At 60.0% G+C, this 25202-nt stretch carries 20 protein-coding genes; 17 read left to right on the top strand and 3 right to left on the bottom strand.

Going from position 1 to position 25202, the window contains the following annotated elements:
• Nucleotides 1–69: 69 nt before the first annotated feature.
• Nucleotides 70–1713: a Na+/H+ antiporter gene (locus tag PspCFBP13509_RS01640; protein WP_065948797.1), complete on the top strand. Its 1644-nt coding sequence runs from the start codon at nt 70–72 to the stop codon at nt 1711–1713.
• 9 nt (nt 1714–1722) lie between these two features.
• Here the strand turns inward: PspCFBP13509_RS01640 and dapC are convergent, their stop codons facing one another.
• The 3 genes from dapC to map all read right to left on the bottom strand — a co-directional run bounded on the left by dapC (nt 1723) and on the right by map (nt 6531).
• Nucleotides 1723–2922, bottom strand: a complete 1200-nt coding sequence (gene dapC, locus PspCFBP13509_RS01635) for a succinyldiaminopimelate transaminase (protein ID WP_065926461.1) — start codon at nt 2920–2922, stop codon at nt 1723–1725.
• 58 nt (nt 2923–2980) lie between these two features.
• Complete coding sequence (locus PspCFBP13509_RS01630) at nt 2981–5683, bottom strand: [protein-PII] uridylyltransferase (RefSeq protein WP_027604481.1); 2703 nt, start codon at nt 5681–5683, stop codon at nt 2981–2983.
• A 65-nt stretch (nt 5684–5748) separates the two neighbouring features.
• Complete coding sequence (gene map / locus PspCFBP13509_RS01625) at nt 5749–6531, bottom strand: type I methionyl aminopeptidase (RefSeq protein WP_012722594.1); 783 nt, start codon at nt 6529–6531, stop codon at nt 5749–5751.
• Between the two features lie 387 nt (nt 6532–6918).
• Here map and rpsB point away from each other — a divergent pair, with 387 nt between their 5' ends.
• From rpsB to dnaE, 16 genes are all read left to right on the top strand, one after another.
• A complete protein-coding gene (rpsB, locus tag PspCFBP13509_RS01620; RefSeq protein ID WP_003219330.1) occupies nt 6919–7656 on the top strand; it encodes a 30S ribosomal protein S2 in 738 nt (245 codons plus the stop codon).
• A 192-nt stretch (nt 7657–7848) separates the two neighbouring features.
• Nucleotides 7849–8712, top strand: a complete 864-nt coding sequence (tsf, locus tag PspCFBP13509_RS01615; protein WP_065926460.1) for a translation elongation factor Ts — start codon at nt 7849–7851, stop codon at nt 8710–8712.
• 211 nt (nt 8713–8923) lie between these two features.
• Nucleotides 8924–9667 carry a UMP kinase gene (gene pyrH / locus PspCFBP13509_RS01610; protein ID WP_003172271.1) on the top strand — a complete coding sequence of 248 codons (744 nt, stop codon included), beginning with the start codon at nt 8924–8926 and terminating at the stop codon, nt 9665–9667.
• Nucleotides 9664–10221, top strand: coding sequence for a ribosome recycling factor (gene frr / locus PspCFBP13509_RS01605; protein WP_065926459.1), 558 nt, complete (start codon nt 9664–9666; stop codon nt 10219–10221). Before pyrH ends, frr begins: the two co-directional genes overlap by 4 nt.
• Before the next feature lie 17 nt (nt 10222–10238).
• Complete coding sequence (gene uppS, locus PspCFBP13509_RS01600) at nt 10239–10994, top strand: polyprenyl diphosphate synthase (protein ID WP_027604478.1); 756 nt, start codon at nt 10239–10241, stop codon at nt 10992–10994.
• Complete coding sequence (locus tag PspCFBP13509_RS01595) at nt 10995–11804, top strand: phosphatidate cytidylyltransferase (protein WP_065926458.1); 810 nt, start codon at nt 10995–10997, stop codon at nt 11802–11804.
• The gene (gene ispC, locus PspCFBP13509_RS01590; RefSeq protein ID WP_137211479.1) at nt 11801–12991 is read left to right on the top strand and encodes a 1-deoxy-D-xylulose-5-phosphate reductoisomerase; all 1191 of its coding nucleotides are present in this window, start codon (nt 11801–11803) and stop codon (nt 12989–12991) included. Before PspCFBP13509_RS01595 ends, ispC begins: the two co-directional genes overlap by 4 nt.
• 54 nt (nt 12992–13045) lie before the next feature.
• Entirely contained in the window at nt 13046–14398 is a 1353-nt protein-coding gene (gene rseP / locus PspCFBP13509_RS01585) for a sigma E protease regulator RseP (protein ID WP_065926456.1), read from the top strand.
• 74 nt (nt 14399–14472) lie between these two features.
• Nucleotides 14473–16860, top strand: coding sequence for an outer membrane protein assembly factor BamA (gene bamA, locus PspCFBP13509_RS01580; protein WP_053137245.1), 2388 nt, complete (start codon nt 14473–14475; stop codon nt 16858–16860).
• Nucleotides 16861–16905: 45 nt separating this feature from the next.
• Nucleotides 16906–17409, top strand: a complete 504-nt coding sequence (locus tag PspCFBP13509_RS01575) for an OmpH family outer membrane protein (RefSeq protein WP_003219314.1) — start codon at nt 16906–16908, stop codon at nt 17407–17409.
• Between the two features lie 3 nt (nt 17410–17412).
• A complete protein-coding gene (lpxD, locus tag PspCFBP13509_RS01570) occupies nt 17413–18468 on the top strand; it encodes a UDP-3-O-(3-hydroxymyristoyl)glucosamine N-acyltransferase (protein ID WP_065948794.1) in 1056 nt (351 codons plus the stop codon).
• Between the two features lie 110 nt (nt 18469–18578).
• The gene (fabZ, locus tag PspCFBP13509_RS01565) at nt 18579–19019 is read left to right on the top strand and encodes a 3-hydroxyacyl-ACP dehydratase FabZ (protein ID WP_003172281.1); all 441 of its coding nucleotides are present in this window, start codon (nt 18579–18581) and stop codon (nt 19017–19019) included.
• Nucleotides 19016–19792: an acyl-ACP--UDP-N-acetylglucosamine O-acyltransferase gene (lpxA, locus tag PspCFBP13509_RS01560; RefSeq protein ID WP_027604472.1), complete on the top strand. Its 777-nt coding sequence runs from the start codon at nt 19016–19018 to the stop codon at nt 19790–19792. Before fabZ ends, lpxA begins: the two co-directional genes overlap by 4 nt.
• 2 nt (nt 19793–19794) lie before the next feature.
• Nucleotides 19795–20934 carry a lipid-A-disaccharide synthase gene (lpxB, locus tag PspCFBP13509_RS01555; RefSeq protein WP_065926454.1) on the top strand — a complete coding sequence of 380 codons (1140 nt, stop codon included), beginning with the start codon at nt 19795–19797 and terminating at the stop codon, nt 20932–20934.
• Nucleotides 20931–21563: a ribonuclease HII gene (gene rnhB, locus PspCFBP13509_RS01550; protein WP_027604470.1), complete on the top strand. Its 633-nt coding sequence runs from the start codon at nt 20931–20933 to the stop codon at nt 21561–21563. Before lpxB ends, rnhB begins: the two co-directional genes overlap by 4 nt.
• A 77-nt stretch (nt 21564–21640) precedes the next feature.
• Nucleotides 21641–25162, top strand: a complete 3522-nt coding sequence (gene dnaE / locus PspCFBP13509_RS01545) for a DNA polymerase III subunit alpha (protein ID WP_065926453.1) — start codon at nt 21641–21643, stop codon at nt 25160–25162.
• Nucleotides 25163–25202 lie beyond the last annotated feature (40 nt).

The following is a 25202-nucleotide window of genomic DNA, read 5'->3' as shown; positions in this document are numbered from 1 at the left end:
TGGCACTTCAACGGCCAGTTGTTGCCTGATGTGTGTCGTTGCAAGCCGATCGTCCGGGAAACCCGCGTTATGCAAACCGCCTACACCGTTCTTATCCTGCTGATGCTGGTCAGCGTTTCGCGTCTGGTCGGGCGTGTCATCCCTCTGCCGTTACCCCTGGTGCAGATTGCCGCCGGCGCCTTGCTGGCCTGGCCCACGCTGGGGCTGCACGTGGCGCTGGACCCGGAGTTGTTCCTGTTTCTGTTCCTGCCCCCGCTGCTGTTCTCCGATGGCTGGCGCATGCCCAAGCGCGAATTGTGGCGCCTGCGTGGGCCGATCCTGACGCTGGCCGTCGGGTTGGTGCTGTTCACCGTGGTCGGTGCTGGCTACTTCATTCATTGGCTATTGCCGACGATCCCGCTGCCGGTGGCCTTCGCCCTCGCGGCCGTGTTGTCGCCGACAGATGCCGTGGCCGTGTCGGCAATTGCCCAGAACCGCTTGCCGACGCCGCTGATGCATATGCTTCAGGGCGAAGCGTTGATGAATGACGCCTCGGGCCTGGTGACCTTCAAGTTCGCCTTGGCGGCCGCGTTGACCGGTGTGTTCTCGTTGGCCGATGCCAGCCTGACCTTTGTCTTGGTGGCCTTGGGCGGCCTGGCGGTGGGGGTGGCGCTGAGTTGGCTGGTCGGCCGCCTGCGTGCCTGGATGATTGCCCGGGGCTGGGACGACCCGGCAACGCATGTGGTGTTCATGTTGCTGTTGCCGTTTGCGGCCTACGTGTTGGCCGAACGGCTCGGCGCCTCGGGCATCTTGTCGGCGGTCGCGGCGGGCATGATGCAAAGCTGGCTCGACCTGCTGCCTCGCCAGACCAGTACGCGCCTGCTCAATCGCAGTGTCTGGTCATTGCTGGAATTTGCCTTCAATGGCCTGATCTTCCTGCTGCTGGGCCTGCAACTGCCGGACATTATCAAGGCCGTGGCCAGTCATGAGCCGACGCTGTGGCCCACCTTGTTGTATCGCTGCCTGGATGTGATTGCTATTTTCCTGGTGTTGGTGGTGCTGCGTTTTATCTGGGTGCAGAGCATCTGGCGCCTATCGGGTTTGCTCCGGCGACTGCGTGGGAAAAGTGAGTTGACCCTGGTGCCCACTGCGCGTTCCTGCTGGCTGTTGACCGTGGGCGGTGTGCGCGGTGCGGTGACCCTGGCCGGTGTAATGTCGGTGCCATTGCTGCTGGTGCCAGGCCAGGATTTCCCCGAGCGCGACCTGCTGATCTTTATCGCGGCCGGTGTGATCCTGCTGTCACTGATCGCTGCCTGCATCGCCCTGCCGCTGCTCTTGCGGGGCGTTGAAAAGAGTCCGGATGAAAAGCGCCATAACGAAGTGCGCGAGGCCTGGAAAAAAACCGCCGTGGCAGCGATTCACGCACTGGAGGCGGAAGAGCCCTTAGACTCGGAAACGTCCGACGCCGCCCAGGCGGCGCTGGCTACGGAGCTAAAGGCACGGTTGATGTCGGAATACCGCCATCAGTTGGAAGTGTTCAACGACTCGGCCGAAGCCCAGGCGCTCGCGATGCAGATGGACCTGCTTGAGCGAAAACTGCGGCTCAAGGCCCTGCGTGCGCAACGCTTGGAGTTGTACAGCTTGAGCCGTCATCACCAAATTGGTGATGACGTTTTGAGGGAAGTGTTGGCGGAGCTGGATATGAGTGAGGCGAATCTGGGCCAGATGAAATGACCCGGTTGCCTATCGACGACGCTGAATGAAGTCCCGAATACGCTCAGCCGCTTCCACACATTCGGCCAGCGGCGCAACCAACGCCAGGCGTACGCGCCCGGCGCCGGGGTTCACGCCATCCACTTCCCGGGAGAGGTACGAACCCGGCACCACGGTCACGTGTTCCTCCACGAACAAATCGCGGCAGAACGCGGCATCATCGCCTTGCACATTCGGCCACAGGTAGAAGCCGCCGTCCGGGGCCTGTACGTCCAGCACCGGCTTGAGGATCGCCAGCACGGCATCAAACTTCTCGCGGTACAGGTCGCGGTTGGCCTGCACATGGGCCTCGTCCTGCCAGGCCGCAATGCTTGCCAGCTGGGTTTGCACCGGCATCGCACAGCCATGGTAAGTGCGGTACAGCAGGAAACCCTTGAGGATCTCGGCGTCGCCAGCAACAAAACCGGAGCGCAGGCCTGGCAGGTTGGAGCGCTTGGACAGGCTGTGGAACACCACGCAACGCTTGAAGTCCTGGCGGCCCAGCTCGACGCACGCGCTGAGCAGGCCCGGTGGCGGGGTTTGTTCGTCGAAGTACAGTTCGCTGTAGCACTCGTCGGCGGCGATAACGAAGTCATATTCGTCGGCCAGGGCGATGAGTTTTTTCAGGGTGTCGACCGGGATCAGTGCACCGGTCGGGTTGCCGGGGGAGCAGAGGAACAGGATCTGGCAGCGTTTCCAGATGTCTGGCGATACCGCGTCGAAATCCGGGTTGAAGCCGTTTTCATCCAGGCATGGCAGGTAGTGCGGCTTGGCCCCGGCCAGGAACGCGGCGCCTTCGTAGATCTGGTAGAAGGGGTTCGGGCTGACCACCAGCGCGTCATCGCCCCGGTTGACCACGGTCTGGGTGAAGGCGAACAACGCTTCACGGGTGCCGTTGACCGGCAGGATAGTGCGCGCCGGATCCAGCCAGCCCTTGGGGACGTCGAAGCGGCGTTCGCACCAGCCACCGATGGCCTCGCGCAAGGCCGGGATGCCCAGGGTGGTGGGGTAGACCGCCATCTGGTCGAGGTTGTTAGCCAGGGCATCGGCAACGAACTGCGGCGATTTGTGCTTGGGTTCGCCGATGGACAACGCGATCGGGCGCTTGTCCGGGTTCGGCGTGACGCTGCCCAGCAGGGCGCGCAGCTTTTCGAACGGGTAGGGCTGGAGCTGGTTCAGGGCGTTGTTCATCGGTGGATCTCGTGCAAGGCGTTAAAAACTGGGAGGGAGCGGTGGGCCGCTCCTGGTATCAAATCGTCAGGCGCGTCAGCTCGACACCGGGTTCCTGGGGCACGCTCAACTGCTGCACGATCGCCGCCTGCAAGCGCAGGCACAGCTCCGGGTCGGACAGCGGCTGGTTATCGGCATCGGTAATAAAGAACACGTCCTCCACCCGCTCGCCGAGGGTCGCAATCTTGGCGTTCTGCAGTGACAAATCGAATTCCAGGAAAATGCCGCCGATCCGCGCCAGTAGGCCTGGCCGGTCCGGCGCGCTGAGTTCCAGTACGGTCACCGGGCGCTGTGCATCGTTGGAAATGGTCACCTGGGGCGCAAAGGCAAAGTGCTTGAGCTGACGCGGTACCCGGCGCTGGATGATCGTCGGGTAGTCGTCGGGGTTACGCAGGGCTTCGGTCAGGCCTTCGCGGATCTTTTTCACCCGCGCCGGGTTATCGCCGATGGACTCGCCTTCGGTGTCGAGCACGATATAGGTGTCGAGGGTGAACTGGCTGCTGGAGGTGATGACCCGGGCGTCATGGATATTCAGGTTGAGCTGGTCCATGGCCGCCACGGTCACGGCGAAGAAGTCGTGCTGGTCGGGTGCATAGATGAAGATCTGCGTGCCGCCTTCGAATTCGCGCTGGGTGGTTTCCTTGATCAACACCAGCGGGCCGCCATCGGCCGGCTGCTGCAGGATCGCGTCACTGTGCCAGGCGACATCGCCGGCGGTGTGGCGCAGGAAGTAATCGTCCCCCAATTGCGACCACAACTGCTCGACGTCGTCCGGGTCGTTGCCGCCGCGCACCAGGATGTCCAGGGCGGCGCTTTGGGTGCGGCGGATCTGCTCTTCGCGGTCCACCGGGTTTTCCAGGCCACGGCGCAGCGCGCGCTTGGTCTCGGTGTAGAGCTGGCGCAACAGGCTGGCGCGCCAGGAGTTCCACAGGGTCGGGTTGGTGGCGTTGATGTCGGAGACGGTCAGCACGTACAGGTAGTCGAGGCGGGTTTCATCGCCGACGATCCCGGCGAAGTCGTGGATCACCTGCGGGTCGGACAAGTCCTTGCGCTGGGCAGTGGTCGACATCACCAGGTGGTTCTGCACCAGCCACACGATCAGGCGGCTGTCCCACAGTGGCAACTGGTGGCGCTGGCAGAACGCCTCGGCATCCACCGCGCCGATTTCCGAGTGGTCGCCATGCCGGCCCTTGCCGATGTCGTGGTACAGGCCGGCGAGGTAGATCAACTCCGGCTTGGGCAGCTTGGCCATGAGCTTGCTGGCCAGCGGGAATTTCTCTGATACCTGGGTGTACTGCAACTTGCGCAAGTGCTTGATCAGGTTGAGGGTGTGGGCGTCCACGGTGTAGATGTGGAACAGGTCGTGCTGCATCTGCCCGACGATAAACCCGAACTCCGGCAGGTAACGCCCGAGGATGCCATAGCGGTTCATGCGCCGCAGGTTGCGGTGGATGCCGATCTTGCACTTGAACAGCTCGATAAACAGGCTGGTGTTGCGAATGTCGTTGCGAAAGTCGTCGTCGATCAGGTGACGGTTTTCCCGCAGCAGGCGGATGGTGTCGGCGCGTACGCCCTTGATTTCCGGCTGCTGGGCCATCAGCACGAAGATTTCCAGCATGGCGAACGGAGTGCGGCGGAACACGTTGTCGTTGCGTGCCTCGATATAGCCGTCGTGCAGTTGGAAGCGCGAATTGATCGGCTGCGGCGGTGCTTCGTCTTCCGGAGCGAGGATCACTTCTTCGAAATGCTGGATGATCAGGTCGCTGAGCTGGGCAATGCTCATGACCACCCGGTAGTACTGCTGCATGAAGCTTTCGATGCTGGTCTTCGCGTCTTCGCCTTCAAACCCCAGCAGGGTGGCGATGGAGCGCTGGTGGTCGAACAGCAGGCGATCTTCGGAGCGCCCGGCGAGCATGTGCAGGGCGTAGCGCACTTTCCACAGGAATTCCTGGGACGACGCCAGCAGGGCATTTTCGCTCTCTACCAGGAAGCCTTCGCCGGCCAGGGCGCGCAGGTTCAGGGTGCCGTATTGGCGACGTGCGACCCACAGAATCGTCTGGATGTCGCGCAACCCGCCCGGCGAGCCTTTGACGTTGGGTTCGAGGTTGTATTCGGTGTCGTTGTACTTGTGGTGCCGGGCCTTCTGCTCGGCACGCTTGGCCAGGAAGAAATCCTTGCTCGGCCACATGTGCGCGGTGCTGGTGACTTCGAGCATGCGCTGGCGCAGGCGCTCGGGGCCGGCGATGGTGCGGCTTTCCATCAGGTTGGTGATGACGGTCAGGTCGGCGCGGGCCTCTTCGGCGCACTCATCCACCGAGCGCACGCTCTGGCCGACTTCCAGGCCGATGTCCCACAGCAGTGTCAGAAAGCGCTCGATGGAGTCGCGAAAGATCTCATGGTCGGCGCTGTCCAGCAGGATCAGCAGGTCGATGTCGGAGTACGGGTGCAGCTCGCCACGACCGTAGCCGCCGACCGCCACCAGGGCAATATCGGCGTCTTCGCTCCAACTGAACTGTTCCCAGGCTTTTTGCAGGATGTTATCGACGAACCAGGCGCGGTCTTCGATCAGCCGGCGGATGTCCCGGCCGCTGCGAAAGCGCTCGTCGAGCACCTCGCGGGCCTGGCGGATCGCCTTTTTGAATGCGGCGATGGGGCTCGCTTTCAGTGCCAGCTCGGCCTGGAACTGGCCACGGTCGAAGAGTTCGGGATCCACCTGGGGCATTGATCGGCTTTCCTTTCTATCTATCAGTCAGTCACAACACAGTTTGGGAAAACCTTGGCAGCCCTTCACGCCGAAACGCGTGGGATCGTGTCGTCGGCGCGCAGGGTGAAGATCTCGTAGCCGGTCTCGGTGACCAGCAGGGTGTGTTCCCACTGGGCCGAGAGCTTGCGGTCCTTGGTGATGGCGGTCCAGCCGTCGCCCAGCACCTTGGTGTCGGCCTTGCCCTGGTTGATCATCGGCTCGATGGTAAAGGTCATGCCTGCCTTGAGCTCCATGCCGGTGCCGGCGCGGCCGTAGTGCAGGATCTGCGGTTCTTCGTGGAAGACCGTGCCGATACCGTGGCCGCAGAATTCGCGCACCACCGAGAAACCGTTCTTTTCGGCGTGCTTCTGGATCACTTCACCGATGTCGCCCAGGCGGCAGCCAGGCTTGACGATCTCGATGGCCTTGTACATGCATTCCTGGGTGACCTGGGACAGGCGCTCGGCCCACACCGGCACGGTGCCGACGTGGAACATGCGGCTGGTGTCGCCGAAGTAGCGGTCCTTGATCACGGTGACGTCGATGTTCAGGGTGTCGCCGTCCTTCAACGGCTTGTCGCCCGGAATCCCGTGGCAGACCACGTGATTGACCGAAGTACAGATCGACTTGGGGAAGCCCTTGTAGTTCAGCGGCGCAGGAATGGCGCCCTGCACATTGACTATATAGTCGTGGCAGATCTGGTTCAGGGTTTCCGTGGTAACGCCGGGCTTGACGTGCTCGGCGATCATTTCCAGCACGTCGGCAGCCAGTTTGCCGGCAATGCGCATGCCGGCGATGTCTTCGGCGGTTTTCAAACTAACGGTCATACAGGCTCTCTCTAGCGCGATGCGCTGAAATCAATACGGTTTACGGGCGTGCGACAAAAGGTTGCAGAGTTCGCACAAGCGCCAAAAAACGCGATTCTAACAGACGCGGGCGGCAAATCATGAGCCCCCGACGATCGCTTCTCTCTATCAAATGGGGTTATATCGGCTCTATTCAAAGGGTTGCGTACACGTCGCCCACGCCAAATGTGATTGCGTGTTTCGTTTTCGCCCTTCGTGTGGTATAAAATGCGCCGCTTTCCGGGGATACCCCGAAAAGCTTAAATCCACACACGTGTCGACACGATGACCTGGGTGCCGGAGGCCTTGATGCCGCTGGTTGGTCATTGGGATACGTGGAGGCCAAACCCGACTTATTAAGGAACTATCATGTCCCAAGTCAACATGCGCGATATGCTGAAGGCCGGTGTGCACTTCGGTCACCAGACCCGTTACTGGAACCCGAAAATGGGTAAGTACATTTTCGGCGCGCGTAACAAGATCCACATCATCAACCTTGAAAAAACCCTGCCAATGTTCAACGAAGCTCTGACTTTCGTAGAGCGCCTGGCCCAGGGCAAAAACAAGATCCTGTTCGTCGGCACCAAGCGTTCCGCTGGCAAGATCGTTGCTGAAGAAGCAGCACGTTGCGGTTCGCCGTACGTCGATCACCGCTGGTTGGGCGGCATGCTGACCAACTTCAAAACCATCCGTGCTTCCATCAAGCGTCTGCGTGACCTTGAAGTGCAGGCCGAAGACGGTACTTTCGCCAAGCTGACCAAGAAAGAAGCGCTGATGCGCACTCGTGACCTGGAAAAGCTCGATCGTTCCCTGGGTGGTATCAAGGACATGGGCGGTCTGCCTGACGCACTGTTCGTTATCGACGTTGATCACGAGCGCATCGCGATCACCGAAGCCAACAAGCTGGGCATTCCTGTTATCGGCGTAGTCGATACCAACAGCAGCCCGGAAGGCGTTGACTACATCATCCCAGGCAACGATGACGCCATCCGCGCCATCCAGCTGTACATGGGTTCGATGGCTGACGCTGTCATCCGTGGTCGCAACCACGTTGCTGGTGGCACCGAGCAGTTCGTTGAAGAAGCTCCGGTAGCCGCAGCTGAGTAATTGACGCCCTGGCGTTGACTCAGTAAGCAAAAAGGGGGCTTGGCCCCCTTTTTGCCACCTCGAAAACCATTTGTCAGCAGCGCAGCTACATCACCTGTAACGTGCAGCGGCTAACAAGGGTGGTTCGGGAAGAATTGATCCCCCGTTCGATCGGGTGGAATGGTTGAAAACCTATCCAAGAGGAATTTGAAAATGGCAGCAATTACTGCAGCGTTGGTTAAAGAACTGCGTGAGCGTACCGGCGAAGGCATGATGGATTGCAAGAAAGCCCTGGAAAAGGCTGACGGCGACATCGAAAAAGCCATTGATGACATGCGTGCTTCCGGCGCCATCAAGGCTGCCAAGAAAGCAGGCAACGTGGCTGCTGAAGGCGCTATCGCTCTGAAAGAAGACGGCAAATCTGCTGTTCTGCTGGAAGTGAACTCCCAGACCGACTTCCTGGCCCTGCAGGACGACTTCAAGGCATTTGTTGCTGCCAGCGTTGAAAAAGCGTTCGCCGACAAGCTGACTGACGTCGCTCCGCTGATCGCCGCTCAAGAAGCTGATCGCCTGGTACTGGTCGGCAAGGTTGGCGAAAACGTCAACATCCGTCGCCTGGTACGCGTTGAAGGTGATGTTGTCGGTGGTTACCTGCACGGCAACAAGATCGGCGTTGCAGTGGTCCTGAAGGGCGGCAACGTTGAGCTGGCTAAAGACATCGCTATGCACGTAGCGGCCAGCAACCCTGAGTTCCTGCTGCCTTCGGAAGTTTCTGCCGAAGCGATCGAGCGTGAAAAAGCTGTGTTCCTGCAGCTGAACGAAGAAAAAATCAAAGGCAAGCCAGAAAACATTGTTGAGAACATGGTCAAGGGCCGTATCAGCAAGTTCCTGGCCGAAGCAAGCCTGGTTGAGCAGGCGTTCGTCAAGAACCCTGAAGTCAAGGTTGGCGAACTGGCCAAGAAAGCCGGTGCTGAAATCGTTTCCTTCACTTACTTCAAGGTAGGCGAAGGCATCGAGAAGCCGGTCGACAACTTCGCTGAAGAAGTTGCTGCCCAGCTGGCTGCCGCCAAGCAATAAGACAGTTTTTAACTGTCGCCCGAAAGAGGCTGCCCGCTCACGCGCGCAGCCTCTTTTCAAATGGGCAGGCCGATTTAATTTGGCTTACCCTCGGAACTGGCTTACAAAGCCGTGTTCCGATGGCGCTGTGAGAGCGTCCAGCTAGAGTGAACGCAAGCCGTAAACGGCTCGCCAAGAATTTTTTAAAAATACGCCGCAGGAGAGATTCGCAATGGCTCAGCAGGGCAGTGGTTATCAGGCTCGCTATAAACGCATTCTACTCAAGCTTAGCGGCGAGGCCCTGATGGGCTCGGAAGAGTTCGGGATCGACCCCAAGGTACTCGACCGCATGGCGCTGGAAGTCGGCCAGTTGGTCGGCATCGGCGTACAGGTCGGCCTGGTGATCGGTGGCGGTAACCTGTTCCGCGGCGCAGCACTGAGTGCGGCCGGCATGGATCGGGTCACCGGCGACCACATGGGCATGCTGGCCACTGTGATGAACGCCCTGGCCATGCGTGACGCCCTGGAGCGTGCCAATATCTCGGCTATCGTGATGTCGGCTATTTCCATGGTGGGTGTGACCGATCACTATGATCGTCGCAAAGCCATGCGCCACCTGAACGCCAAAGAGGTGGTGATCTTCGCTGCCGGTACCGGCAACCCGTTCTTCACCACGGACTCGGCTGCTTGCCTGCGCGCCATCGAGATCGATGCCGACGTGGTGCTCAAGGCGACCAAGGTAGATGGCGTGTACACCGCAGACCCATTCAAAGACCCGCATGCCGAGAAGTTCGATCATCTGACCTACGATGAAGTGCTGGATCGCAAGCTGGGCGTGATGGACCTGACGGCTATTTGCCTGTGCCGCGACCACAAGATGCCGCTGCGCGTATTTAACATGAACAAGCCCGGTGCCCTGCTGAATATCGTACACGGCGGCGCGGAAGGGACTCTGATCGAGGAAGGCCAACAATGATCAACGAAATCAAGAAAGACGCCCAAGCGCGTATGCAGAAATCCCTGGAGTCTCTGAGCCACGCATTTGGCCAGATTCGTACCGGCAAGGCGCACCCGAGCATCCTGGGTAGCGTGATGGTGCCTTATTACGGCGCTGATACCCCGCTGAGCGGCGTGGCCAACGTTACCGTAAAGGATTCGCGCACCCTGCAGGTCGTGGCTTTCGAGCGCAACATGCTCGCTGCAGTCGACAAGGCCATCCAGAGCGCCGGCCTGAACCTCAACCCGACCAACCTGGGTGAGTTGCTGTTGATCTCCATGCCGGCCCTGACTGAAGAAACCCGCAAGGGCTTCACCAAGCAGGCCCGCAGCGCGGCTGAAGATGCGCGTGTTGCAGTGCGTAACATTCGTCGTGATGCCTTGGGCGAGCTGAAGAAGTTGGTCAAGGACAAGGAAATCAGCGAAGACGAAGAGCGTCGTGCCGTCGCCGATATCGACAAGCTGACCAAGGAAGCCGAGGCGAAGATCACCCAGGCAACCGAAGAAAAAGAAAAGGACCTGATGGCCGTATAAGGGGTCAGGACGCCTTCATGGAAAAGACCAAGCAGACTGTGCCCTCCGTGGTGCCGCGCCATGTCGCGATCATCATGGATGGGAATAATCGCTGGGCGAAGAAGCGTTTTATGCCGGGTGTTGCCGGGCATAAGGCGGGTGTCGATGCGGTACGGGCCGTGATCGAGGTGTGTGCCGAGGCCAAGGTCGAGGTATTGACCCTGTTCGCGTTCTCCAGTGAAAACTGGCAGCGGCCCGCCGAAGAAGTCAGTGCCTTGATGGATCTGTTCTTCAAGGCCCTGCGTCGTGAGGCCAAGCGCCTGAATGACAACAACATCAGCCTGCGCATCATCGGCGACCGCTCGCGCTTTCACCCGGAACTGCAGGCGGCCATGCGTGAAGCCGAGGCGATCACTGCCGGCACTGACCGCTTTGTGCTGCAAATCGCCGCCAATTACGGTGGCCAGTGGGACATTGCCCAGGCTGCGCAGCGACTGGCCCGCGAAGTGCAGGCCGGTCATCTGCGGCCGGACGACATCACGCCTGAACTGTTACAGACCTGCCTGGTGACCGGCGACCTGCCGTTGCCTGACTTGTGTATCCGTACCGGTGGTGAGCATCGCATCAGCAATTTCCTCTTATGGCAATTGGCCTATACCGAGCTGTACTTCTCCGACCTGTTCTGGCCGGACTTCAAACACGATGCCATGCGCACTGCGCTGGCCGATTTCGCTTCCCGTCAGCGTCGCTTCGGTAAAACGAGTGAGCAGATCGAAGCTGGAGCCCGGGTTTAAATGCTTAAACAACGAATCATCACAGCACTGATACTGTTGCCGATTGCCTTGTGCGGGTTTTTCCTGCTGGATGGCTCCGGCTTTGCGCTGTTTATCGGCCTGGTGGTCACCCTGGGTGCCTGGGAATGGGCGCGATTGGCAGGTTTCAATGCGCAGCTGCCGCGTGTGGCGTATGCCCTTGTGGTGGCGGTACTGCTGTTTCTGATGCATACCCTGTCGAGCATTATCGTGCCCTGGGTGTTGGGGGCAGCGGTGCTGTGGTGGGCGCTTGCGACCTACCTGGTGCTGACTTTTCCGCGCAGTAGTGGCCAGTGGTCCAGTGTCGCCAGCAAGCTGGTGATTGGCTTGTTGATTCTGTTGCCTGCCTGGCAAGGGCTGGTGGAGATCAAGAATTCGCCGATGGGTAACTGGCTGATCATGGCGGTGATGGTGCTGGTCTGGGGTGCAGACATCGGCGCCTACTTCTCTGGCCGGGCATTCGGCAAGCGCAAGCTGGCGCCGTCAGTCAGTCCGGGCAAGAGTTGGGAAGGCGTGTATGGCGGCCTGGCGTTGACGCTGGTGATCACGCTTGTGGTGGGTCTGGTGCGCGACTGGTCGGCGAAGGAAATCTTCCTGGCCCTGCTGGGCACGGCCATCGTCGTATTTATCTCGGTGGTCGGTGATCTCACCGAAAGCATGTTCAAGCGCCAGGCCGGGATCAAGGACAGCAGCAACCTGCTGCCGGGTCATGGCGGGGTGCTGGATCGTATCGATAGCCTTACCGCAGCCATCCCGATCTTTGCCGTGCTGTTGTGGATGACCGCTTCGTGAGCCGCCTGCAACAAGTGACCGTGCTGGGTGCAACCGGCTCGGTAGGGTTGAGCGCCCTGGATGTGATCGCTCGTCATCCCGACCGCTATCAAGTGTTTGCCCTGACCGGGTTCACCCGTCTCAGCGAACTGCTGGCACTGTGCGTGCGCCACGTGCCGCGCTTTGCAGTCGTGCCCGGGCGTTCGGCTGCACGGGGCCTGCAGGATGATCTGCGGGCTGCCGGGCTGGCCACTCAGGTGCTGGTGGGGGAGGAGGGGTTGTGCCAGGTCTCGGCCGATGCCGAGGTGGATACGGTGGTGGCCGCTATCGTCGGTGCCGCCGGCTTGCGTCCGACCTTGGCTGCCGTGGATGCGGGCAAGAAGATCCTGCTGGCCAACAAAGAAGCGCTGGTGATGTCCGGCGCGCTCTTCATGCAGGCGGTGCGCAAGAGCGGCGCCGTATTGCTGCCCCTCGACAGTGAACACAATGCGATCTTCCAATGCATGCCCGGCGACTTTGCTCGCGGCCTGGGACAGGTGGGTGTGCGTCGGATTCTGCTGACCGCGTCGGGTGGTCCTTTCCGGCAAACTCCCTTGGGGGAGTTGGAGCACGTGTCTCCGGACCAGGCGTGCGCTCATCCTAACTGGTCGATGGGGCGCAAGATCTCCGTGGACTCGGCAAGCATGATGAATAAAGGCCTGGAGTTGATCGAAGCCTGCTGGTTGTTCGATGCGCGACCGGATCAGGTCGAGGTGGTGATTCACCCGCAAAGTGTGATTCATTCACTGGTCGACTACGTGGATGGCTCGGTATTGGCCCAATTGGGCAATCCGGATATGCGCACCCCGATCGCCAATGCCCTGGCCTGGCCGGAGCGAATTGATTCCGGCGTGGCGCCACTGGATCTGTTTGCCATTGCCCGCTTGGACTTCGAGGCGCCGGACGAGCAACGTTTTCCGTGCCTGCGTCTGGCACGTGAGGCCGCGGAGGCGGGTAACAGCGCGCCGGCGATGCTCAATGCGGCGAATGAAGTGGCCGTGGCGGCGTTTCTCGAACGGCGCATCCGCTTTCCGCAGATCGCGAGTATCATCGAGGACGTCCTGAGTCTTGAGCCCGTGGTCGCGGTGAACGACCTCGGCGCGGTATTCGAGGCGGACACCAAGGCGCGCGCCTTGGCCGAGCAATGGTTGGACCGCAACGCGCGTTAGTCTTGTGGGCGCGATTGAGCCTTGGGGCACTGGATTGGAATGCGGAGAAATTAGATGAGTGCGCTTTACATGATTGTCGGCACCCTGGTTGCTCTGGGTGTGCTGGTTACCTTCCACGAATTCGGCCACTTCTGGGTGGCACGTCGTTGCGGCGTCAAGGTACTGCGCTTTTCCGTCGGCTTCGGCATGCCGCTGGTTCGCTGGCACGACCGGCACGGCACCGAGTTCGTGATCGCGGCCATCCCGTTGGGTGGCTATGTCAAGATGCTCGATGAGCGTGAAGGCGAAGTGCCGGCCGATCAGGTGGACCAATCCTTCAATCGCAAGACCGTTCGTCAGCGTATCGCCATTGTTGCGGCCGGTCCGATCGCCAACTTCCTCCTGGCGATGCTGTTTTTCTGGGTCCTGGCCATGCTCGGCAGCGAGCAGGTGCGTCCTGTCATCGGCGCGGTCGAGGCGGACAGTATCGCCGCCAAGGCAGGTCTGGTCGCAGGGCAGGAAATTGTTTCCATTGATGGTGAGCCGACGACGGGTTGGGGCGCGGTCAATTTGCAGCTGGTACGTCGTTTGGGTGAAAGCGGCACCGTCAACGTCGTGGTGCGTGAGCAGGATTCCAGTGCCGAGACCCCGCGCACGTTGGCCTTGGACCATTGGCTCAAGGGCGCTGACGAGCCTGATCCGATCAAGTCCCTGGGCATCCGTCCATGGCGTCCTGCGCTGCCGCCAGTGCTTGCCGAGCTGGATCCGAAGGGTCCGGCCCAGGCCGCGGGTCTGAAAACCGGCGATCGCTTGCTGGCCCTCGATGGCCAGGCGTTGGGTGAGTGGCAGCAGGTAGTCGACCTGGTGCGCGTACGCCCTGATACAAGGATTGTGCTGAAAATTGAGCGTGACGGTGCTCAAATTGACGTCCCCGTGACCCTGGCGGTACGTGGGGAAGCCAAGGCGGCCGGGGGTTACCTGGGTGCAGGCGTCAAGAGTCCGGAGTGGCCGCCCTCGATGGTGCGTGAGGTCAGTTTCGGGCCGCTGGCGGCCATTGGCGAGGGTGCAAAACGCACTTGGACCATGAGTGTGCTGACCCTCGAATCCCTCAAGAAAATGTTGTTCGGCGAGCTCTCGGTAAAAAACTTGAGTGGACCGATAACCATTGCTAAAGTGGCGGGCGCTTCTGCCCAGTCGGGTGTCGCGGATTTCCTGAATTTCCTGGCTTATCTGAGTATCAGCCTGGGTGTTCTGAATTTGCTGCCCATTCCAGTATTGGATGGGGGGCATCTGTTGTTTTATCTGGTCGAGTGGGTGCGTGGTCGCCCCTTGTCGGATCGGGTGCAGGGTTGGGGGATACAGATCGGTATCAGCTTGGTGGTCGGGGTGATGTTATTAGCCTTGGTCAACGATCTGGGTCGACTGTAACGCTTCGCTGAATTGCGAATCTGCCGCATTTTGCGGCAGTTTGTTTATTGCCAGTTGGAATAAGAAAGGACTTCATGAAACGTCTGCTGCTAACTGCGGTTCTCACCGTATTGATGATCGCCGAAGTTCACGCCGAGTCCTTCACCATCTCCGATATTCGCGTCAACGGCCTCCAGCGGGTTTCCGCGGGTAGTGTCTTTGGTGCCTTGCCGTTGAACGTCGGGGAACAGGCTGATGACCGTCGCCTGGTGGAATCCACTCGTGCGCTGTTCAAAACCGGGTTCTTTCAAGACATCCAACTGGGTCGCGAAGGTAACGTCCTGGTCATCACCGTCGTCGAGCGACCTTCCGTCGCCAGTATCGAGATCGAAGGCAACAAGGCGATCTCCACTGAAGACCTGATGAAAGGCTTGAAGCAATCCGGCCTGGCCGAGGGCGAGATCTTCCAGCGCGCCACCCTTGAAGGTGTGCGTAACGAACTGCAGCGCCAGTACGTTGCCCAGGGTCGCTACTCCGCGACCGTGGAAACGGAAGTCGTGCCGCAGCCTCGTAACCGTGTCGGCCTCAAGGTCAACATCAACGAAGGTACCGTGGCGGCCATTCAGCACATCAACGTGGTGGGCAACACCAAGTTCGCTGATGAAGACCTGATCGACCTGTTCGAGCTCAAGACCACCAACTGGTTGTCGTTCTTCAAGAACGATGACAAGTACGCCCGCGAAAAACTCTCCGGTGACCTGGAACGCCTGCGTTCCTACTACCTGGACCGTGGCTATATCAACATGGATATCGCTTCGACCCAGGTGTCCATCACCCCGGACAAGAAGCACGTCTACATTACTGTCAACGTCAACGAAGGCGAGAAGTACAAGGTTCGTGACGTGAAGCTCAGCGGCGACTTGAAAGTGCCTGAAGATCAGGTCAAGGCCCTGTTGCTGGTGCAGAAAGACCAGGTGTTCTCGCGCAAGCTGATGACCACCACGTCCGAACTGATCACCCGTCGCCTGGGTAACGAAGGCTATACCTTCGCCAACGTCAACGGCGTGCCTACCCCCCACGATGAAGACCACACCGTGGACATCACCTTTGTCGTCGACCCAGGCAAGCGTGCCTACGTGAACCGCATCAACTTCCGTGGCAACACCAAGTCCGCGGACGAAGTGCTGCGCCGCGAAATGCGCCAGATGGAAGGTGGCTGGGCATCGACTTACCTGATCGACCAGTCCAAGACCCGTCTTGAGCGCCTGGGCTTCTTCAAGGAAGTGAACGTCGAAACGCCAGCCGTACCGGGTGTGGATGACCAGGTTGACGTGAACTACGCCGTGGAAGAGCAAGCGTCGGGTTCGATCACCGCCAGTGTCGGTTTCGCACAGAGTGCCGGCCTGATCCTCGGTGGTTCCATCACCCAGAACAACTTCCTGGGTACCGGTAACAAGGTGTCCATCGGCCTGACCCGAAGCGAATACCAGAGCCGTTATAACTTCGGTTATGTCGACCCCTACTGGACCGCGGACGGTGTCAGCCTGGGCTACAACGCCTTCTATCGCACCACCGACTACAAAGACCTTGACGTCGACGTAGCCAGCTATGCAATCGACAGCCTGGGCGTAGGCGCCAACATCGGTTACCCGATCAGCGAGACCTCGCGCCTGACCTTCGGCCTGACTGCTCAACAGGATGAGATCAAGACCGGTGTGTACACCGTGGACGAGATCTTCGACTTCACTCGCAAGGAAGGCGACAAGTTCCTGAACTTCAAGGCGTCCGCCGGCTGGTCCGAGTCGACCCTGAACAAAGGCGTGCTTGCCACCCGTGGCCATTCCCAGAGCCTGACGCTGGAAGCAACGACGCCGGGCAGCGACCTGTCGTTCTTCAAGCTCGACTACCGTGGCCAGTTGTTCCAGCCGCTGAGCGATAACTACACCATGCGCCTGCACACCGAGCTGGGTTATGGCGACGGTTATGGTTCCACCAATGGGCTGCCGTTCTACGAGAACTACTACGCGGGTGGCTTCAACTCCGTGCGGGGCTTCAAGGACAGCACCCTGGGTCCACGTGGTACACCGAGCCGTGGCGTTGGTGTGACCGGTAACCAGGGCACCGTAGCTGACTCCGACAACGACCCGCTGCCATTCGGTGGTAACGTGTTGATCCAGGGTGGTGCGGAAATCCTGTTCCCGCTGCCGTTCGTCAAGGATCAGCGGTCCCTGCGTACTTCGGTCTTCTGGGATGTGGGTAACGTTTTCGACTCCAAGTGCGAACAGATCACCAACCCAAGCGGCGTGAAGTCACGGACTGAGTGCAACGACGTGAGCCTCAGCAACCTGGCGAGCTCGGTGGGTGTCGGTGTGACCTGGGTGACTGCGCTTGGCCCGTTGAGCTTTGCTCTGGCCATGCCGATCAAGAAACCGGATAACGCTGAAACCCAGATTTTCCAATTCTCCCTCGGCCAGACGTTCTAAGCGTCTGACCCAAGATAACGACAACGGATTCTGTAGGAGTACATCGTGCGTAAGTTGACTCAATTGGTTCTGCTGGCCACCGTGCTGGTAGCCACCCCGGCCTTCGCCGAAATGAAAATCGCCGTCCTGAACTATCAGATGGCCCTGCTGGAATCCGATGCGGCCAAGAAATACGCCGTGGATGCCGAGAAAAAATTCGGTCCGCAACTGACCAAGCTCAAGACGTTGGAAAGCAGCGCCAAGGGTATCCAGGACCGTCTGGTAGCGGGTGGCGACAAGATGCAGCAAGGCGAGCGCGAGCGTCTGGAGCTTGAGTTCAAGCAAAAGGCCCGTGACTACCAGTTCCAATCCAAGGAGCTGAACGAAGCCAAGGCTGTTGCCGACCGTGAAATGCTGAAACAGCTGAAGCCTAAACTCGACAGCGCCGTGGAAGAAGTCATCAAGAAAGGTGCCTTTGACCTGGTGTTCGAGCGTGGCGCAGTGATTGACGTCAAGCCTCAATACGACATCACCCGTCAGGTGATCGAGCGCATGAACCAGCTGAAGTAAGCCATGACCGCGACTATCAAGCTCGGCGAGTTGGCCGAGTTCCTGGGAGCCACCTTGCGTGGTTCCCCGGAGAAGGAAATTACTGGGCTAGCCACCTTGCAGGAGGCTGGCCCAGCTCAGTTGAGCTTCCTCGCAAACCCCCAATACCGTAAATACCTGGTCGACTGCCAGGCCGCAGCCGTGTTGCTGAAGGCCGCTGACGCCGAGAGTTATGCCGGGGATGCCCTGGTAGTGGCTGACCCCTACCTGTCGTACGCAAAGGCGTCGCATCTGTTCGACCCGAAGCCCAAGGCAGCAGGTGGTGTTCATCCGTCTGCGGTTATCGCCGATGATGCCCAGGTTGACCCTGCGGCCAGCATCGGTGCGTTTGCGGTGATCGAGAGCGGTGCACGCATCGCGGCCGGTGTAACGGTCGGTGCGCATTGCTTTATCGGCGCTCGCTGTGTAATCGGCGCCGACGGTTGGCTGGCACCTCGCGTGACCCTGTACCACGACGTGCGCATCGGTGAACGTGTGGTCATTCAGTCGGGTGCCGTGATCGGTGGTGAAGGCTTCGGTTTTGCCAACGCCAAGGGCGTCTGGCACAAGATTGCCCAGGTCGGCGGTGTATTGATCGGCGACGACGTGGAAATCGGTGTCAACACGGCTGTCGATCGCGGAGCCCTGGCCGATACCGTGATCGGTAACGGCGTGAAGCTCGACAACCAGATCCAGATCGCCCACAACGTGCAGATTGGCGATCACACCGCCATGGCCGCGTGTGTAGGCATTTCCGGCAGCACCCGGATCGGCAAGCATTGCATGCTCGCCGGTGGCGTAGGGCTGGTGGGGCATATCGATATTTGCGACAACGTTTTCATCACCGGTATGACCATGGTGACCCACTCGATTACCGAACCGGGGGCCTACTCATCTGGTACCGCCATGCAGCCCGCAGCTGAATGGCGCAAGAGCGCAGCACGTTTGAGGCAGCTCGACGACATGGCTCGACGTCTCAAACAGCTGGAAAAGCGTGTTGGGGACGTGACCCCTGGCGGTAATGCTTCATCAGAAGGCTGATACCATTTCCATATCAAGTGTGCACAGCCGCTAGACTGCCTCCTTGATTTGCTAGCGGGGCGTGCGTTTAGTCGCCCGCCCCCAATCTTTATTACAGGCTTCCCCCCGAAATGATGGACATCAACGAGATTCGCGAATACCTGCCTCACCGTTACCCGTTCCTGCTGGTGGACCGTGTAGTGGACCTCAATGTTGAGGAAAAGCGCATTCGTGCCTACAAGAATGTCAGCATCAACGAACCGTTCTTCAACGGTCACTTTCCCGCGCATCCCATCATGCCGGGCGTATTGATCATCGAAGCAATGGCCCAGGCTGCCGGTATCCTTGGTTTCAAAATGCTCGACCTCAAGCCTGCCGACGGCACGCTTTACTATTTCGTCGGCTCCGACAAGTTGCGCTTTCGCAACCCGGTTACCCCGGGTGACCAGTTGATCCTGGAAGCCAAGTTCATCAGCTGCAAGCGCCAGATCTGGAAGTTCGAATGCCAGGCCTCGGTAGATGGCAAGCCGGTTTGCTCTGCCGAGATCATCTGTGCGGAACGCAAACTATGAGTTTGATTGACCCTCGCGCAATCATCGATCCGTCGGCCGTACTGGCCGCCGACGTTGAGGTCGGCCCCTGGTCGATCATCGGCGCAGGTGTGGAAATCGGCGAGGGGACTGTCATCGGGCCGCACGTGATCCTCAAGGGTCCGACCCGCATTGGCAAACATAACCGCATCTACCAGTTTTCCTCGGTAGGCGAAGACACCCCGGACATGAAGTACAAGGGTGAAGAAACCCGCCTGGTAATCGGTGATCACAACATCATCCGTGAAGGCGTGACCATTCACCGTGGCACCGTGCAGGATCGTGCCGAGACCACGCTGGGTGATCACAACCTGGTCATGGCCTATGCCCATATCGGTCATGACAGCGTGATCGGCAACCACTGCATCCTGGTCAACAACACCGCGTTGGCTGGCCATGTACACGTTGACGATTGGGCGATCCTGTCCGGTTTTACCCTGGTGCATCAGTATTGCCATATTGGCGCCCACAGCTTTTCCGGCATGGGCACTGCCATCGGCAAGGACGTTCCGGCGTTCGTCACGGTGTTCGGCAACCCGGCCGAAGCCCGCAGCATGAACTTCGAAGGCATGCGCCGTCGTGGCTTCAGCGAAGAGGCGATCCACGCCCTGCGCCGCGCCTACAAGGTGGTCTACCGTCAGGGGCTGACGGTGGACCAGGCGTTGATCCAACTGGCCGAGCCGGCAGCGTTGTTTCCGGAAGTCGCGGTGTTCCGTGACTCGATCCAGGCGTCGACCCGCGGCATCACCCGCTGATCATGGCTACTCTGCGTATCGCGCTGGTGGCCGGAGAAGCTTCCGGCGACATTTTGGGCGCAGGTCTGATGCGGGCACTCAAGGCCCGGCACCCTGCGGTGGAGTTTATCGGCGTCGGCGGCCCGCTGATGCAGGCCGAAGGCCTGACGTCGTACTTCCCTATGGAGCGTCTGTCGGTCATGGGCCTGGTCGAGGTGCTGGGTCGCCTGCGTGAGCTCCTGGCTCGTCGCAAGCTGCTGATCCAGACGTTGATCGAAGAAAAGCCCGATGTCTTTATCGGCATCGATGCGCCGGACTTCACCCTCAATATCGAACTCAAGTTGCGTCAGGCCGGGATCAAGACCGTGCACTACGTCAGCCCCTCTGTGTGGGCGTGGCGGCAGAAGCGTGTGTTGAAGATCCGCGAAGGCTGCGACCTGATGTTGACCCTGTTGCCGTTCGAAGCCAGGTTCTACGAGGAGAAGGGCGTGCCGGTAAGGTTTGTCGGGCATACCCTGGCCGACAGCATTCCTTTGCAGGCTGACCGCGCAGCCGCGCGTGCCGAACTGGGGTTGCCCGAAGGCCCGCTCGTTGCGCTGATGCCGGGCAGTCGAGGCGGCGAAGTGGGCCGTCTTGCCAGCGTGTTTTTCGATGCTGCCGAGCGCCTTCAAGCCTTGAAGCCCGGGGTACGGTTCGTGTTGCCCTGCGCCAGCCCGCAACGGCGTGCACAAATCGAGACACTGCTGGTCGGTCGCAATCTGCCATTGACCCTGCTCGACGGTCGGTCGCACCTGGCCCTGGCGGCCTGTGATGCGGTGCTGATCGCTTCAGGTACCGCGACCTTGGAGGCCCTGCTCTACAAGCGCCCGATGGTCGTGGCCTATCGCCTGGCGCCACTGACCTTCTGGATTCTCAAGCGCATGGTCAAAAGTCCCTACATCTCCTTGCCCAACTTGCTGGCCCAGCGTTTGTTGGTGCCGGAGTTGTTGCAGGACGATGCAACGCCCGAAGCCCTCGCGCAAACCCTACTACCCTTGATCGACGGCGGCGAAGAACAGACCCGCGGTTTTGACGACATTCACCGCACCCTGCGCCGTGATGCATCGAACCAGGCGGCCGACGCCGTATTGACCTTGATCGGCCAAAAACAGGAAGCTTTATGAGCACGCAAATAGGCCTGGATTTCAGCCTGGTTGCCCAAACCCACGAACTGGTGGCCGGCGTTGACGAAGTGGGGCGCGGCCCGCTGTGTGGCGCGGTGGTGACGGCGGCCGTGATCCTGGATCCGAACCGCCCGATCCTGGGCCTCAACGACTCGAAAAAACTCACCGAAGCGCGTCGTGAAAAACTCTACGACGAAATCTGTGAAAAGGCCTTGAGCTGGCATATCGCCCGGGCCGAAGTCGAAGAAATCGACGAATTGAACATCCTGCACGCCACGATGCTGGCCATGCAGCGTGCCGTTGAAGGCCTGCATATCACGCCAAAACTGGCGATGATCGACGGCAACCGTTGCCCGAAGCTGGCGATGCCGGCTGAGGCGGTGGTCAAGGGCGATAGCAAGGTTCCAGCCATTGCCGCCGCGTCGATCCTGGCCAAGGTCAGCCGAGACCGTGAAATGGCTGCCTTCGAATTGATTTACCCCGGCTACGGCATCGGGGGCCATAAAGGCTATCCGACGCCCGTTCATCTGGAAGCCCTGGCCCGTCTCGGCCCAACGCCGATCCATCGGCGCTCGTTTGCCCCGGTGCGCCAGGCTTATGAGCTGCGCGAGAACCTCAGCGAGGTTTAGTCGCAAGGCTGATGTTTTTGCCAAGGCCCGGTACAATCCCGGGCCTTGTTGTTTCTAAGTTTCTGGACAGGATCACTATGCCGGCTTCATTCGTTCACCTGCGCCTGCACACTGAATACTCCCTGGTCGACGGCCTTGTACGGATCAAACCGCTGGTCAAGACCCTGGTGGGCATGAACATGCCTGCGGTCGCGGTTACCGATCAGAACAACATGTGCTCCCTGGTCAAGTTCTACAAGAACGCCATGGGCGCCGGCATCAAGCCGATCTGCGGCGCCGACCTGTGGCTGTCCAACAAAGACCCGGATAACCCCCTGAGCCGCATCAGCCTGCTGGCGATGAATGGCGTGGGTTATCGCAACCTCACCGAATTGATTTCCCGTGGCTTTATCGACGGCCAGCGCAACGGCTCGATCATCATCGAGCGCGAATGGGTCGCCGAGGCCAGCGAAGGCCTGATCATGCTGTCGGCCGCCAAGGAGGGCGAGATCGGTATCGCACTGCTGGGTGGCAATCCCCATGAAGCCGAAGTGCTGGCGAGGGAGTGGATGCAGGTCTTCCCCGACCGTTTCTACCTGGAAGTCCAGCGCACCAACCGCCCCAACGATGAAGAGCATCTGCACGCCGCCGTAGCCCTGGCCGACAAGCTGGGCGCGCCCTTGGTGGCGACCAACGATGTGCGCTTTATCAAGAAGGAAGATTTCGAGGCCCACGAAACCCGCGTGTGCATCGGTGAAGGCCGGGCCCTGGATGACCCGCGTCGTTCCAAGAACTACAGCGAAGAGCAGTACCTCAAGAGCGCGGACGAAATGGCCGAGCTGTTCAGCGACCTGCCCGAGGCCCTGGAAAACTCCGTCGAGATTGCCAAGCGCTGCAATATCGAAGTGAAGCTGGGCAAGCACTTTTTGCCCAACTTCCCGATTCCCGATGGCATGACCATCGACGAGTATTTCCGCAAGGTGTCGTTTGATGGTCTGGAGGAGCGTCTCTCCGTCCTGCTGCCCAAGGACACCACCGAAGATTACGAGGCCAAGCGTCAGGTCTATGTCGATCGGCTGAATTTCGAGCTGGATATCATCATCCAGATGGGGTTCCCCGGTTACTTCCTGATCGTGATGGACTTTATCCAGTGGGCCAAGAGCAACGGCGTGCCGGTAGGTCCGGGCCGGGGGTCGGGTGCCGGCTCGCTGGTCGCCTATGTACAGAAGATCACCGACCTCGACCCCCTGGAATATGACCTGCTGTTCGAACGGTTCCTGAACCCGGAACGGGTCTCCATGCCCGACTTCGACGTCGACTTCTGCATGGACGGCCGCGACCGTGTGATCGAATACGTGGCCGAGAAATACGGCCGCAACGCCGTGAGCCAGATCATCACCTTCGGTTCCATGGCGGCCAAGGCGGTTATCCGTGACGTAGCGCGGGTGCAGGGAAAGTCCTACGGCCTGGCGGACCGCCTGTCGAAGATGATCCCGTTCGAAGTCGGCATGACCCTGGAAAAAGCCTACGAGCAGGAAGAGATCCTGCGCGACTTCATCAAGGTCGATGAAGAGGCCGCCGAAATCTGGGAGATGGCGCGCAAGCTCGAGGGCGTGGTGCGTAACGTCGGTAAGCACGCCGGTGGCGTGGTGATCGCGCCGACCAAGCTGACTGATTTTTCGCCTATCTATTGCGATGAAGAGGGCGGCGGCCTGGTCACCCAGTTCGACAAGGACGATGTGGAGGCGGCCGGCCTGGTGAAGTTCGACTTCCTCGGCCTGCGCACCCTGACGATCATCGACTGGGCGCTCAAGACCATCAACCGCGACCGCGCCAAGGTCAACGAAGAACCGCTGGATATCGCCTTCATCCCGCTGGACGACAAGCCGACCTACACCTTGCTGCAAAAAGCCGAAACCACGGCGGTGTTCCAGCTTGAATCCCGCGGCATGAAAGAGCTGATCAAAAAGCTCAAGCCCGACTGCCTGGAAGACTTGATCGCACTGGTGGCCCTGTTCCGTCCGGGCCCGCTGCAATCGGGCATGGTGGATGACTTCATCAACCGTAAGCACGGCCGCGCCGAGTTGGCGTACCCGCACTCCGATTACCAGTACGAAGGCCTCAAGCCTGTATTGGCGCCGACCTACGGCATCATCCTGTACCAGGAACAGGTGATGCAGATCGCCCAGGTGATGGCCGGCTACACCCTCGGTGGCGCGGACATGCTGCGGCGGGCCATGGGTAAGAAAAAGCCCGAGGAAATGGCCAAGCAACGCGGCGGTTTCATTGAAGGGTGCGCCACCAACAATATCGACGCCGACCTGGCCGGTAACATTTTCGACCTGGTGGAAAAATTCGCCGGTTATGGCTTCAACAAATCCCACTCCGCCGCCTACGGCCTGGTGTCGTACCAGACGGCCTGGCTGAAAGCCCACTACCCGGCGCCGTTCATGGCTGCGGTACTCTCGGCGGATATGCACAACACCGACAAGGTCGTGACCTTGATCGAGGAAGTGCGCACCATGAAGCTGCGCCTCGACGCACCGGACGTGAACGCCTCGGAGTTCAAGTTCACGGTGAACGACGAAGGTCGCATCATCTATGGCCTGGGCGCGATCAAGGGCGTGGGCGAAGGCCCGGTGGAAGCCATCACCGAAGCGCGCCAGGACGGGCCGTTCAAGGATCTGTTCGACTTCTGCGCACGGGTTGACCTCAAGCGCATCAACAAACGTACCCTCGATGGCCTGATCCGCAGCGGTGCGCTCGACCGTCTCGGGCCGTATTTCCACGATGAGCCGAAGGCGTATCAGGCGAATATCGATCGCAATCGCGCGGTGCTGCTCACCGCCATGGAAGAAGCGATCAAGGCCGCCGAACAGACCGCCCGCACCCACGACAGCGGCCACGCCGACCTGTTTGGCGGGTTGTTCGTCGAAGAAGATGCGGACGTGTATGCCAACCACCGCAAGGCCAAGGAGCTGACCCTCAAGGAACGCCTCAAGGGTGAGAAAGACACCTTGGGCCTGTACCTCACCGGTCACCCGATTGACGAATATGAAGGCGAGATCCGTCGTTTCGCTCGTCAACGCATCATCGACCTGAAACCGGCGCGGGATACCCAGACCGTCGCCGGCATGATCATCGCCCTGCGGGTGATGAAAAACAAAAAGGGCGACAAGATGGGCTTTATCACCCTCGACGACCGCTCGGGCCGGATCGAGGCGTCGCTGTTTGCCGACGCCTTTCACTCTGCGCAATCGCTGCTGCAAACCGACGCCATGGTGGTGGTGGAAGGGGAGGTCAGCAACGATGACTTCTCCGGCGGCTTGCGCCTGCGGATCAAGCGGGTGATGAGCATGGAAGATGCGCGCACCAACCTGGCCGAAAGCCTGCGCCTGAAGGTGAAGACCGAAGCCCTCAAGGGCGATCAGCTACGCTGGTTGGGTGACCTGCTCAAGCGTCATCGTGGCGCCTGCCCGGTGACCATGGAGTACACCGGCAACGACGCCAAGGCCATGTTGCAGTTTGGCGAGACGTGGCGAATTGATCCCGCTGACGGCTTGATTCAAGCTTTGCGTGACCAGTTCGGCCGTGACAACGTCTTCCTCCAATACCGTTGACGGTCAGAACGCCTGACCTCGGCTGAACATTTAATCTCGA

Origin of the sequence: Pseudomonas sp. CFBP13509, assembly GCF_005233485.1 — a bacterium.
Lineage (GTDB): Bacteria > Pseudomonadota > Gammaproteobacteria > Pseudomonadales > Pseudomonadaceae > Aquipseudomonas > Aquipseudomonas marginalis.
This window is presented reverse-complemented; position numbering and strand designations above follow the sequence as displayed.

Bases quoted from the DNA above. Each gene is read 5' to 3' on its own strand.
- PspCFBP13509_RS01640 (WP_065948797.1), top strand. From the start codon at position 70: ATGCAAACCGCCTACACCGTTCTTATCCTGCTGATGCTGGTCAGCGTT.
- dapC (WP_065926461.1), bottom strand. From the start codon at position 2,922: ATGAACAACGCCCTGAACCAGCTCCAGCCCTACCCGTTCGAAAAGCTG.
- PspCFBP13509_RS01630 (WP_027604481.1), bottom strand. From the start codon at position 5,683: ATGCCCCAGGTGGATCCCGAACTCTTCGACCGTGGCCAGTTCCAGGCC.
- map (WP_012722594.1), bottom strand. From the start codon at position 6,531: ATGACCGTTAGTTTGAAAACCGCCGAAGACATCGCCGGCATGCGCATT.
- rpsB (WP_003219330.1), top strand. From the start codon at position 6,919: ATGTCCCAAGTCAACATGCGCGATATGCTGAAGGCCGGTGTGCACTTC.
- tsf (WP_065926460.1), top strand. From the start codon at position 7,849: ATGGCAGCAATTACTGCAGCGTTGGTTAAAGAACTGCGTGAGCGTACC.
- pyrH (WP_003172271.1), top strand. From the start codon at position 8,924: ATGGCTCAGCAGGGCAGTGGTTATCAGGCTCGCTATAAACGCATTCTA.
- frr (WP_065926459.1), top strand. From the start codon at position 9,664: ATGATCAACGAAATCAAGAAAGACGCCCAAGCGCGTATGCAGAAATCC.
- uppS (WP_027604478.1), top strand. From the start codon at position 10,239: ATGGAAAAGACCAAGCAGACTGTGCCCTCCGTGGTGCCGCGCCATGTC.
- PspCFBP13509_RS01595 (WP_065926458.1), top strand. From the start codon at position 10,995: ATGCTTAAACAACGAATCATCACAGCACTGATACTGTTGCCGATTGCC.
- rseP (WP_065926456.1), top strand. From the start codon at position 13,046: ATGAGTGCGCTTTACATGATTGTCGGCACCCTGGTTGCTCTGGGTGTG.
- bamA (WP_053137245.1), top strand. From the start codon at position 14,473: ATGAAACGTCTGCTGCTAACTGCGGTTCTCACCGTATTGATGATCGCC.
- lpxD (WP_065948794.1), top strand. From the start codon at position 17,413: ATGACCGCGACTATCAAGCTCGGCGAGTTGGCCGAGTTCCTGGGAGCC.
- fabZ (WP_003172281.1), top strand. From the start codon at position 18,579: ATGATGGACATCAACGAGATTCGCGAATACCTGCCTCACCGTTACCCG.
- lpxA (WP_027604472.1), top strand. From the start codon at position 19,016: ATGAGTTTGATTGACCCTCGCGCAATCATCGATCCGTCGGCCGTACTG.
- lpxB (WP_065926454.1), top strand. From the start codon at position 19,795: ATGGCTACTCTGCGTATCGCGCTGGTGGCCGGAGAAGCTTCCGGCGAC.
- rnhB (WP_027604470.1), top strand. From the start codon at position 20,931: ATGAGCACGCAAATAGGCCTGGATTTCAGCCTGGTTGCCCAAACCCAC.
- dnaE (WP_065926453.1), top strand. From the start codon at position 21,641: ATGCCGGCTTCATTCGTTCACCTGCGCCTGCACACTGAATACTCCCTG.